An 11,705-nucleotide genomic window follows, 5' to 3' on the forward strand; every position below is an offset into this window, starting at 1 on the left:
AGCGCGTCATTGGCCCAAGCGTCAGGGGGTGGCCTGAGCATCACTCGGGGGAATCCTTTCCTTAGTCATGATGAATCGGCCAATATTTGGCGATCTTTAATCGAAAAGAAGGCCAAATGATGTCAACGCTACCTTCGTTGGGTTTTGCCGGGATCGGCCTGATGGGTTTGCCGATGTGTCGGCGCTTGCTGGCGGCGGGTTATCCGCTGGCGGTGTGGAACCGTAATCCGGACAAGTGCGCGCCTTTGGTAGAAGCAGGAGCGCGGCAGGTGAAGACGCCCGCCGAACTCTGTCGGCACGCGGAGGTGGTGATGCTGTGTCTGGCGGACACGCCAGTGGTGCGCGAGGTGGTGTTTGGTCCGGGCGGGATTGCCGAGGGTGGGAGAAGCGGCCAGCTGTTGGTGGATTTTTCCAGCCTGGAACCCACCGCGACGCGGGAAATGTCAGCGCGGCTGGCCAGCCAGACCGGCATGAGCTGGCTGGACGCTCCGGTGTCCGGTGGTGTGGTCGGTGCCGAGGCTGGTAGCCTGGCCATCATGGTGGGCGGCGAAGCGGCGGACCTTGAGCGTGTCATGCCTGTACTGCTGAACCTCGGCCAGCGCGTCACCCATATGGGCGCGGTCGGGGCGGGGCAGGTGACCAAAGTCTGTAATCAGATGATTGTCGCTTGCAACGCCCTGGTCATCGCCGAAGTGGTGGCGCTGGCCGAGCGTTCCGGTGTGCAGGCCAGCCTGATCGCCGAAGCCCTGGCAGGTGGTTTTGCCGATTCCCGACCCTTGCAGATCCTCGCCCCGCAAATGGCCGAAAGCCGCTTCGAACCCGTGAAATGGCACGTGCGCACGCTGCTCAAGGACCTCGACACCGCGGTGAAATTTTCCCGTGAACAGGGCTCGGCCACGCCAGTCAGCGGATTGGCTGCGCAACTGATGCGCCTGCATGGGGCTCAGGGCTTTTTGCAAAAGGACCCGTCAACGTTAGTGCAGCTGTACCGCGAGCCAGATTCAAAGGAGTGAACCCGCGCGTATGTTTGCGTTGGTTGATCTCGTCCAGCACAGGACGCAACTCCGTCAGCGGCACCGGGCGACTGAGCAGGAAGCCCTGCACGAAATCGCAGCCGTTGCGCTCCAGAAACGCGTATTGCTCGGGGGTTTCGACGCCTTCGGTGACGACCTGCAAATGCAGCGTGTGGGCCATGACGATGATCGCCTGGACAATTTCCATGTCCTGGGTCGCATTGGGGATGTCCTGAAGGAACGAGCGGTCGATCTTCAGCGTGTTGAGCGGCAGGCGCTTGAGGTAAGCCAGCGATGAGTAGCCGGTGCCGAAATCGTCGATCGACAGCGAAACGCCGAGGGCGCGAATCTGGCGCAGCAACACCAGCGTCTCGGCGATGTTATTCATCAGTGCGTTCTCGGTCACTTCCAGTTCCAGGCGCTGCGGCGCAATCCCGGTTGCCCACAGTGCCTGTTCGATTTCAGTGGCCAGCTCTTCACGCGCCAGGTTCAGGGGCGAGCAGTTCACCGCGATATGCAGGGTTTCACAGCCTTCGCGCGACAATGTGGCCAAGTCCTCACAGGCTTTGCGCAGGACCCAGTTGTCCAGCTCGGCGATCAGGCCGTTGGCCTCGGCAATGGCAATGAAGCGGTCCGGCGCCAGCAGTCCGTGAACCGGATGTTGCCAGCGGACCAGTGCTTCAAGCTTGCTGACCTGGCCGGTTTTCAGGTCCTGGACGGGTTGGTAGTGGAGCACCAGCCCGCTGTTTTCGCTGAGCGCCTGGCGCAGCTCTTCTTCCAGCTGCAATTCCAGCGTGGCACGGGTTTTCAGGTTTGAGCTGAAGAAATTCAGACCATTGCGACCGTTGCCCTTGGATTGGTACAGCGCCAGGTCGGCGTGTTTGAGCAGTTCTTCGCAGGTGGTGCCATCGTCGGGAAACAGGCTGATACCGATGCTGGTGGTCATCACCATGCGCCGCCCTGACAGCTCGATCGGCTCCTTCATTTTCAGCATGATGCGCTGGGCCATGTGCCGTGCTTCTTCGCGATCGCGCAGACTGATGAGCAGGCAGAACTCGTCTCCACCGAAGCGCGCCACCACATTTTCGTGGCCGCGTACCGAACCCTTGATGTGCTGGGCCAGGACTTTAAGCAGTTCATCGCCGGCATCATGGCCGAGGCTGTCATTGATTCGCTTGAAGTGGTCGATGTCGAGAAACATCACCGCCAGCATGCCGCCTTCATTGGTTTTCTGGAGCAGCCTTTCGGCGAAGATCTGGTTGAAGCCTCGCCGGTTGATCAGGTTGGTCAACGCGTCATAGTTCGCCACGTGTTGTAGCGACAGGCGTGCCTGGTCCAGTTGGCCGAGCAGTCTGTTGACCCGTTGCAGGTCGCGTTCCTTGTGTTGCAGTTTCTTGTCCGCCAATGCCGCGCTGATGCTGCTGCCGATGATCAGCAGCGTCATCACCGCCACCGTCAGCCCCAGTTGCAGGTGATTGTTGTCACCGGGCAGTGTCAGCGGGCTGCCGGTTGGCAGCACCAGGTTGAAGGCGGCCATACCGGTGAAATGCATGCTGATAATGCCTGCCCCGAGTACCAGGCTGGCGCTGAACTTGACCAATTGATGGGTCGTGCCAGAGCCATTGCGCAGGCGACTCGACAGCAACAGTGCCGCGAAGCTGGCGGCAATGGCGATCACGATGGAGAGGGTGAACAACCCCGGCTGGTAATAGGTCATCGCATTCGAACGCATGGCCGCCATGCCCACGTAATGCATGGTGGCGATGCCCAGCCCGATGCAGATCGAAGCCTGGGCGTATTGCCAGATGTTCAGGTGAGGGTGACTGAGGACGAGCATCGCCAGCCACGAGGCGGACAGTGCAATCAGCAGAGAGGCAATGGTGATGGGCAGTTCGTAGTTAATCTCGACGGGCGCCTGAAACGCCAGCATGCCGATGAAATGCATGGCCCAGATCCCGCCTGCCAGGCAGGCAGCACCCACCCAGCGCCAGAGTCGTTGAGAGGCGGGATTTTCCGAATGACCGACTCGCTCGGCCATGTCCAGTGTGGCGAAACCGCCCACACAGGCGACCAGATAGGCCAGTAGCACCAGAAAGGGGTCATGTGTGCAATTGAGGAAAACCTGCCCGTTTGCGGTCAGCTCGGTAATAAAACGCAAACCAAGCCACTCCATAGCATTCCTCGTCTTGTCCTGGCCGCGTCATGCACGCTGGCGAATGCTTGGGAGTATAGAACTCATAGAAAGGCCGCAAGCCGTAGTGGCATATTGATTTCGATCTTTTTGGAATGAGTTTTGGATTGTTTAGACATAAATTGTTGCATGCACCGCGCCGGGTTCCATGGGGCGGTATCAGCTTTACGAATAATTACAGACAGCTCTGGCGGGCCTGACTAGATTGCAGGTTCCGGGCTCGGATGCATCGGCAGTGAAGCCCCAATAACAATAAAAGAGACGGACCCATGCAGAACTCGACCCAAGCGGCGAATGCCTGGCGCATTCTGTTCCTGCTGTTCCTGGCCAATCTGTTCAACTTCTTCGACCGCACCATTCCCGCCATCATCATCGAGCCGATCCGAATGGAATGGAGCCTCAGCGATTTTCAACTGGGGATCATCGGGACTGCATTCACCATCGTCTACGCAATTGCCGGCCTGCCTCTGGGGCGGATGGCCGATACCGGCTCGCGGGCCAAACTGATGGGCTGGGGCCTGGCAGCGTGGAGCGCGCTGACCGCCGTCAACGGGCTGGTGGGCAGTTTCTGGAGTTTCCTGATCGTGCGCATGGGCATCGGGATTGGTGAAGCCAGTTATGCACCCGCCGCCAATTCATTGATCGGCGACCTGTTCCCGGCCCATCGCCGCGCGCGTGCGATGGGCATTTTCATGCTGGGCTTGCCACTGGGCCTGCTGCTGGCGTTCTTCACCATCGGCTGGATGGTCAAGGCATTCGATAGCTGGCGTGCACCATTTTTCATCGCGGCAGTGCCGGGGCTTGTCCTGGCGATCTTCATGTTTTTCATCAAGGAGCCGAAACGCGGCGCGGCCGAAAGTGTGCAGGTTTCGCAGGAGCGTGTGGACCGGCCGATCCGCCGGGTGCTGGCGGTGCCGACATTCCTCTGGCTGGTGATGGCGGGGTTGTGTTTCAACTTCGCCACCTATGCCTGCAACTCCTTCCTGGTGCCGATGTTGCAGCGTTATTTCCTGATGCCCTTGCATGAGGCCGCCGTGGCAACGGGCGTCATCGTCGGTGTGACGGGGCTGTTCGGCCTGACGTTGGGTGGTTGGGTCGCGGACAAGATTCACCAGCGCGTGGCCAATGGACGACTGCTGTTTGCAGCGTTCAGCCTGATCATCTCGACGGTGTGTACGGCTTGGGCGTTGCATGCGGGACGGATCGAAATCGGGGTATTCGTGGCGGTGTTCAGCGTCGGCTGGTTATTTGCCTACAACTTCTATACCTGCGTCTACACGGCGATTCAGGACGTGGTCGAACCTCGCCTGCGGGCGACGGCCATGGCGTTGTTCTTTGCCGGGTTGTATTTGCTCGGCGGTGGATTGGGGCCGGTGGTGGTGGGCGCTCTGTCCGATCACTTTGCGCACACGGCCATGCTGGCGGCTGGTGCCGGGCAGATGACCGAAGCGTTCAAGGCCGTCGGGCTGCATGACGCGATGTACCTGATCCCGGTAGCGCTGTTCCTGACGATGGTGTTTCTGTTTCTGGCATCGCGGTGTTTTGTACGGGATGCGAAGCGGATGAAGGAAGGGTTGGTAGCGGTGGTTGAGCCTGGGGTTTCTGCTGTCACCGCATAACAGGAGCGAACAGAAAACCTGTGGCGAGGGAGCTTGCTCCCGTTGGGGCGCGAAGCGGCCCTGAAATCTCAACGCGACGACTGCTTCGCAGCCGAGCGGGAGCAAGCTCCCTCGCCACAATGGTTTGTCTCGAAGCATAAAAAGGCCCGCATCGCTGCGGGCCTTTTTGTTTATCGGTGGAGCAGGGGACTTAACCCGCCACCAACACCCGAATCGCTTCCAGTCGCAACGCAGCCTTGTCGAGCATGGCCAGGCCTTGCTCGCGCTGTTTGCGCAAGGCAACCAGTTCGCTGTCGCGTACGGTCGGGTTGACCGCTTGCAACGCCGTCAGGCGTGCCAGTTCTTCGTCGGTGTCGGCCGCCAGGCGACGCTGCGCCTCAGCCACACGCTCGGCGTGACGCGGGAAGATCTTCTCTTCACCGGCGTTGATCCGTGGCGTCAGCTGATCGCGCTGGGCCTGGATGAACTTGTTGGCGCTGGCGCGCGGCACGCTTTCCAATTGATCGTTCAGGGTTTCGAACGAGACCCGGGCCGACAGGTCGTTGCCATTGGCATCGAGCAGGCAGCGCAGCGCGGCCGGCGGCAGGTAACGGCCCAGTTGCAGCGAGCGCGGCGCAACCACTTCGCTGACGTAGAGCAACTCCAGCAACACGGTGCCAGGTTTCAGCGCCTTGTTCTTGATCAGTGCCACGGCGGTGTTGCCCATCGAACCGGACAGCACCAGGTCCATACCGCCCTGCACCATCGGGTGTTCCCAGGTGATGAACTGCATGTCTTCGCGAGACAGCGCCTGGTTGCGGTCGTAGGTGATGGTCACGCCTTCGTCGTCGCCCAGCGGGAAGCTGGCGTCGAGCATTTTTTCACTCGGCTTGAGGATCAGCGCGTTTTCCGAATGGTCTTCGCTGTCGATGCCGAAGGCGTCGAACAGGGTTTCCATGTAGATCGGCAGGGCGAATTGATCGTCTTGCTCAAGAATGTCCTCGACCAGCGCATCCCCTTCGCCAGCGCCGCCGGAGTTGAGCTCCAGCAAACGGTCACGGCCGGTGTGCAGCTCGGCTTCCAGACGCTCACGCTCGGCGCGGGCTTCGTCGATCAGCGCTTGCCACTCGCCATCGTCGGCGTTTTCCAGCAGCGGCAGCAGGCGCGGGCCGAACTGGTGCTGCAGGGCGTTGCCGGTCGGGCAGGTGTTGAGGAACGCGTTCAGTGCTTCGTGATACCACTGGAACAACCGCTCTTGCGGGCTGGTTTCCAGGTACGGCACGTGCAGTTCGATGATGTGCTTCTGGCCGATCCGGTCGAGACGACCGATCCGCTGTTCCAGCAGGTCCGGGTGCGACGGCAGATCGAACAGCACCAGATGGTGCGAGAACTGGAAGTTGCGACCTTCACTGCCGATTTCCGAGCAGATCAGCACTTGCGCGCCGAACTCTTCGTCGGCGAAGTAAGCGGCGGCGCGGTCACGCTCGAGGATGTTCATACCCTCGTGGAATACCGTGGCCGGGATGCCGGAGCGCACGCGCAGGGCGTCTTCCAGGTCCATGGCGGTTTCGGCGTGGGCGCAGATCACCAGCACTTTGGTGCGCTTGAGCATCTTCAGCGTATCGATGAGCCACTCGACGCGGGGGTCGAATTTCCACCAGCGCTCTTCTTCGTTGGCGTCCGGCTGGGCCTGGAAGCTGACTTCCGGGTACAGCTCGGCGTGATCGCCCAGCGGCAGTTCGAGGTATTCGTCGGGGCAGGGCAGCGGGTACGGGTGCAGTTTGCGTTCCGGGAACCCTTGCACCGCGGCGCGGGTATTACGGAACAGCACGCGGCCGGTGCCGTGGCGGTCGAGCAGTTCGCGGACCAGACGGGCGCTGGCTTCGGTGTCGCCATCGTTGACGGCGGTCAGCAGCGCTTCGCCTTCGTTGCCGAGGAAGCCGTGAATGGTCTTGTGCGCTTCAGGCGACAGGCGTCCTTTTTCCAGCAGCTCCTGAACGGCTTCGGCGACCGGGCGATAATTTTCGCTCTCGGCGCGGAAAGCGTGCAGGTCATGGAAACGGTTCGGGTCAAGCAGGCGCAGACGGGCGAAGTGACTGTCCTGGCCCAGTTGTTCCGGGGTTGCTGTCAGCAGCAATACGCCAGGAATGACTTCGGCGAGTTGTTCGACCAGCGAGTATTCCGGGCTGGCCTTGTCTTCGTGCCACACCAGGTGGTGGGCTTCGTCGACGACCATCAAGTCCCAACCGGCGGCAAACAGCGCGTCCTGAGCCTTCTCGTCTTCCACCAGCCATTCCAGCGCAACGAGTGCGAGCTGGGTGTCTTCGAACGGGTTGGCGGCATCGCTTTCGATGAAGCGTTCTTCGTCGAACAGCGCGACTTGCAGGTTGAAGCGGCGGCGCATCTCCACCAGCCACTGGTGCTGCAGGTTCTCTGGCACCAGGATCAGTACGCGGTTAGCGCGGCCCGACAGCAGTTGGCGATGGATCACCAGACCGGCTTCGATGGTCTTGCCCAGACCCACTTCGTCCGCCAGCAGGACCCGCGGCGCAATGCGGTCGGCCACTTCACGGGCGATGTGCAACTGGTGCGCGATCGGTTGCGCACGCACGCCACCCAGGCCCCAGAGCGAGGATTGCAATTGACGGCTGGTGTGTTCCAGCGTGTGGTAGCGCAGGGAGAACCAGGCCAGCGGGTCGATCTGCCCGGCGAACAGACGGTCGCTGGCCAGACGGAACTGAATGAAGTTCGACAGCTGGGTTTCCGGCAGGGTGACCACTTCGTTCTGTGCGTTGAGGCCGTGGTAGACCAGCAGGCCGTCGACGTCGTCGACTTCCTGGACAGTCAGTTTCCAGCCTTCGAAGTGAGTGATCGAGTCGCCCGGCGAAAACCGCACGCGGGTGAGGGGCGCATTCCGTAGCGCGTACTGGCGAGTGTCGCCAGTGGCCGGATAGAGCACGGTCAACAAGCGGCCGTCCTGTGCCAGAACGGTGCCCAAACCCAGCTCGGCTTCGCTGTCACTGATCCAGCGTTGCCCCGGTTGATACTGCTGCGCCATGCTGCCTGACTCCCACCTTGAAAAAGCGGGCTATCTTAACGGAATCGGCCCTCCAGACCAAAAGGTTTACGGCGTAGGAGCTGTCGAAGGCTTCGATTTTTTGATCTTGGGGAACGCTTGAGTTCTATGTTGTCCGATAAAGATCGTAGCCTGCGGCAGCTCCTGCAAGTGCCAATCAGGTCACAGTTTGCGACCGATGGCTCAAGTCGCCATCCCCGCAGCCGACAGCCTGCTCACAGGAGACAACTAATTATGCTGCCACCGATGCTCCCATTGAGTGCCGTGCCGATCACTTCCCAGCACGACCCGATCCGCCAGCGCCCGGATATTCCGCCCGTTGTGCCGGTGCAGGAAAGCTCCAACGAAAGCACGATCGATCTGCAACAGCGCGACCCGGAAGAGGCGGCATTTCAGCTGCGCGAGGAACAGCGCCGCAAGCAGGAACAGCAACGGCGTCGTCGTGAAGCCGATGAAGATCCTGATGTGCATCTGGCCATTCCTGGCACCGAACTCAACGCCGACAACACCGTGCCGGTCGCGCCGCTGATTGAAGACGAGCCGCGCCAGGGCTTGTGGGTCGACATTCAGATCTAAGCCTTGGAGAGTTGGTTGAGGGCGTTCAGCAATACCTCCATTTCTTCTTCGGTGTTGAGGTAACTGACGGCAATCCGTGCGATGCTTTCCAGTCCTCTTGCCTGCATGTCCAGTGGCGTATAGGCCACCCCATTGGCGCCGATGTTGATCCCCCTCAGCGCCAGTTGCTGCTTCAAATCGACACTGTCCCAACCCTTGAGCGTGAAGGCGATCAGGCCTGATTGCTGATCGGTGTCCCCCAGGTTGTGCAGCGTCAGCCCGCTGATAGTGCCGAGGCGTTCGCGCAGGTGCCGACACAGCCCATCGATCCGCTGACGAATGCGGGTCGCTCCCAGCCGGTTGAATTCCTCCAGCGCATTGGCCAATCCCGCCAGCAAGGCCACCGACACTTCGCTGGTTTCAAAGCGCCGCGCATCGTCGCGCACGGAAAAGCTTTCGCCGTCCCAGGGGGCGGACAGCACGTCCAGATGGCCGGGCACGAGTCGTTCGAGGAACCCCGGCCTGACATACATCAGCGCCGTACCTCGCGGGCCACGAAGAAATTTGCGCCCGGCGCCCTTGAGCACATCGCAGTTCAGCGCCTGCACATCGCAGGGCAGTTGACCGAGTGCCTGGCCTGCGTCGACGAAGTAGGCAATCCCGTGCTGTCGCGCCACGGCGCCAATGGCCTCGGCCGGGTTGATCAGGCCGCCATTGGCCGGGAGCCAGGTCAGCGCGATCAGCTTTACCTTCGAGTCGATCATCTGCTTGAGGGCTGGGACGGATACCGCGCCTGCCTCATCGCAGGGAATCACCTCAAGCCGCGCGCCCGCGCTGACAGCCCGGGCCATGCAGGCCAGGTTGCCGCCCCATTCATGGCGCCCGACAAGAATCCGGTCGCCGACCCGCCATGGCCCCAACGCATTGAACGCCATGCCCCACGCCGCCGAGCCGCTGCTGGCGAAGGCGATGCTTTCAGTGTTGGCGTTGAGCAATTTCGCGGCCGCGTGGCGGGCGCGGGCCTGGATGCTCTGGTCGGCGGCCTCCATCGGGCCGCCGGTGGCTTCGCGCTGCAACTGCTCGATCATCGCGTCGAGGGTGCCCTGGCTGGGCAAGGAAGCGCCGGCATGGTTGAAGTGAATCACGCTGTAGCAACCCGGTGTAGCCGCGCGCAAATGCTCCACCTCGGCACGATTCACGGCCGCAACTCGAATATTGCGTCGATTTCCACCGCCACGCCGCCGGGCAAGCTCGATACACCCACGGCCGTGCGTACATGCCGGCCTTTCTCGCCGAGAGCATTGACCAACAGATTGGACGCGCCATTGGCAACCGCGCCGTGTTTCTGGAAGTCAGGAGCGCTGGCGATAAACACGCCCAGGCGGATGATGCGCACCAGTTTCGAGAGGTCATCGTTCAGCGCATTGCTGAGTTGTGCCAGCAGCCCCAAGGCAGCGAGTTCGGCGGCGTTAGCCCCCTCTTCATCGGAGATCGATTCGCCAAGTCGCCCGATGAACGCCGGTTTGCCGTCCTGCAAAGGAATCTGGCCGGAAATGAACAGCTGGTTCTGGCTGACCACATGATTGACGTAGTTGGCAATGGGCTGGCTCGGCGTTGGCAGGCACAGGCCCAGTTGCTGGACGCGGTGGGCGAGTGAATCGGTCATGGTGAGTCCTCCTGAATGAAGGCTTCAGCATGTTTGCGTCCGGGGAGCGCGACAAACGGATAGATCTAATTCGACGTATTCAAATAACTCATGCATGGGCCATTTCATACAGCCATTCACCGAAACATTCCGCTGCGTCGCTGGCAGGCCGATCGGGAGTGACCAGCCAATAACCGATTTCGCTGATGAAGGGCGGGGTGTCGAAAGCATCTACCAGCGCACCTTCCTTCAGTCGGCGTTCGATCAAATGACCACGACCCATGGCAATGCCCTGACCGGCCACGGCGGCTTCGACGACGATGTTGTAGTCGTGGAGCATCACGCTGGGGTAGTGGCTGAGGTCGATGCCATTGCGCGCGCTCCAGTCAGTCCACTCGAACGGTTGAAGGGATTTGGCCATCAGTAACGGGCCGATGCCGGTGCCCTGGGTTTTGAATGCGGGACTGCAAACCGGTGCCAGTGTTTCTGCCATGAAGCGGCGAGCCCGGACTTTCGGCCAGCCGCCCTTGCCATAACGAATCGCCAGGTCAACTTCGCCACCGCCAACGTCGGACAGTTCTACCGAAGGCAGCAGCTCGACATGGATGTGTGGATAGCGCGCGTTAAAGTCGGCCAGACGCGGCACCAGCCACAACGTGGCAAATGACGCGAGGAGGCCGATGCGCAGGGTGGTTTCATGATGATCGTTGCCGCGCAGTCCGCGGGTGGCCAGGGCAATGGATTCCAGGGCTGGCTGAATCTGCCGGTAGTACGCTTCGCCGGCTGGCGTCAGATCGATGGCCCGGGTGCGGCGGATAAACAGCCGCTGATTCAGATACTGCTCCAGTTTCTGCACTTGATGGCTGATTGCACTTTGGGTCACCGACAACTCATCGGCGGCCTTGATAAAGCTCAAATGGCGAGCCACGGCCTCGAAGGCGCGCAGGGCCATCAAGGGCGGCAGATCCTGGTGCAATTCCACGGCGCGGGTCCTTTGGGTCCATCGCAAAAACGCGATTGTGCGGTGAAAAAACCGCTTCGGTACATATTTTGTTAAGTCGTCGTTACGCGAGTGACTGGTCAGCGCCGGCGCCAGACCGCATTATTGGCGCAATCCTGTCGAGCGATGCGGCAGTGTAATTTTCCTTCACGCGATGCACTGAACACCATGAGCCAAGACGACAAGCTGATCGACCTTAACGCCGAACGCGCCAAGCGAATTCACGACCTCAACGACAAACGCCTGAATGAAGTGCGCCAGGCATTCGAGCAAGCGATGCCTTTGGGTAAAGCGAAGAAAAAGCCGAAAAACAAACCGAAAAAGCGTTAATCCCCCTGCATCTGTTGATGTAGATCAGTTTTCCCCCTCCTTTGCGCCCTGTCTCGGGCGATATTGACCTCGATCAATTTTCTCTCCTGCCTGATTGGTTAACTTAGCCCCATCGCAACAGGGCAAGTCCAGGAGGCCAGTCATGTTTTTCGACAACGTGGTGATCGCCGGAGTGCTGACAGTCGGCCTCATGGTTCTGTTTTTTGCAGGGTTTGGATTTTTTATCTGGAAGGACTCGCACAAGCGGAAAAAACCGTAGGTCTTTCTTGATGCAATGAGCACGCAAGGCATTTTGGG

Annotated in this window: 10 protein-coding genes; 5 read left to right on the plus strand and 5 right to left on the minus strand. The window is 60.6% G+C overall.

All coding sequences use genetic code 11. The annotated features are described in order from the left end of the window. Positions 1 to 116 precede the first annotated feature (116 nt). Entirely contained in the window at positions 117 to 1,013 is an 897-nt protein-coding gene (locus tag ACM6I5_RS25260) for an NAD(P)-dependent oxidoreductase (RefSeq protein ID WP_414884907.1), read from the plus strand. Here the strand turns inward: ACM6I5_RS25260 and ACM6I5_RS25265 are convergent. Continuing rightward, positions 904 to 3,186, minus strand: a complete 2,283-nt coding sequence (locus ACM6I5_RS25265) for a putative bifunctional diguanylate cyclase/phosphodiesterase (RefSeq protein ID WP_414884908.1) — start codon at positions 3,184 to 3,186, stop codon at positions 904 to 906. The genes ACM6I5_RS25260 and ACM6I5_RS25265 overlap by 110 nt on opposite strands. Before the next feature lie 287 nt (positions 3,187 to 3,473). Here ACM6I5_RS25265 and ACM6I5_RS25270 point away from each other — a divergent pair, with 287 nt between their 5' ends. Further along, positions 3,474 to 4,823 carry a spinster family MFS transporter gene (locus ACM6I5_RS25270; protein WP_017336829.1) on the plus strand — a complete coding sequence of 450 codons (1,350 nt, stop codon included), beginning with the start codon at positions 3,474 to 3,476 and terminating at the stop codon, positions 4,821 to 4,823. A 190-nt stretch (positions 4,824 to 5,013) separates the two neighbouring features. Here ACM6I5_RS25270 and rapA read toward each other — a convergent pair whose 3' ends face one another. Next, on the minus strand, positions 5,014 to 7,860 hold the full coding sequence (gene rapA, locus ACM6I5_RS25275) for an RNA polymerase-associated protein RapA (protein ID WP_017336830.1): 2,847 nt from the start codon (positions 7,858 to 7,860) through the stop codon (positions 5,014 to 5,016). A 252-nt stretch (positions 7,861 to 8,112) separates the two neighbouring features. Here rapA and ACM6I5_RS25280 point away from each other — a divergent pair, with 252 nt between their 5' ends. After that, the gene (locus ACM6I5_RS25280) at positions 8,113 to 8,454 is read left to right on the plus strand and encodes a hypothetical protein (protein ID WP_017336831.1); all 342 of its coding nucleotides are present in this window, start codon (positions 8,113 to 8,115) and stop codon (positions 8,452 to 8,454) included. Here the strand turns inward: ACM6I5_RS25280 and ACM6I5_RS25285 are convergent. From ACM6I5_RS25285 to ACM6I5_RS25295, 3 genes are all read right to left on the minus strand, one after another. Then, the gene (locus ACM6I5_RS25285; RefSeq protein ID WP_414884909.1) at positions 8,451 to 9,632 is read right to left on the minus strand and encodes an aminotransferase class V-fold PLP-dependent enzyme; all 1,182 of its coding nucleotides are present in this window, start codon (positions 9,630 to 9,632) and stop codon (positions 8,451 to 8,453) included. The two genes, ACM6I5_RS25280 and ACM6I5_RS25285, sit on opposite strands and share 4 nt — an antisense overlap. Beyond that, positions 9,629 to 10,099 carry a RidA family protein gene (locus ACM6I5_RS25290; RefSeq protein WP_414884910.1) on the minus strand — a complete coding sequence of 157 codons (471 nt, stop codon included), beginning with the start codon at positions 10,097 to 10,099 and terminating at the stop codon, positions 9,629 to 9,631. The genes ACM6I5_RS25285 and ACM6I5_RS25290 overlap by 4 nt, the downstream gene beginning before the upstream one ends. Before the next feature lie 88 nt (positions 10,100 to 10,187). Next, entirely contained in the window at positions 10,188 to 11,060 is an 873-nt protein-coding gene (locus tag ACM6I5_RS25295) for a LysR substrate-binding domain-containing protein (RefSeq protein ID WP_017336834.1), read from the minus strand. Positions 11,061 to 11,246: 186 nt separating this feature from the next. Here ACM6I5_RS25295 and ACM6I5_RS25300 point away from each other — a divergent pair, with 186 nt between their 5' ends. Beyond that, positions 11,247 to 11,408, plus strand: coding sequence for a hypothetical protein (locus tag ACM6I5_RS25300; RefSeq protein ID WP_007998358.1), 162 nt, complete (start codon positions 11,247 to 11,249; stop codon positions 11,406 to 11,408). 142 nt (positions 11,409 to 11,550) lie between these two features. Beyond that, on the plus strand, positions 11,551 to 11,667 hold the full coding sequence (gene ccoM, locus ACM6I5_RS25305) for a cytochrome c oxidase subunit CcoM (protein ID WP_007906619.1): 117 nt from the start codon (positions 11,551 to 11,553) through the stop codon (positions 11,665 to 11,667). Positions 11,668 to 11,705: the final 38 nt, after the last annotated feature.

Source organism: Pseudomonas sp. IT-P171 (assembly GCF_949767765.1).
Lineage (GTDB): Bacteria > Pseudomonadota > Gammaproteobacteria > Pseudomonadales > Pseudomonadaceae > Aquipseudomonas > Aquipseudomonas fluorescens_B.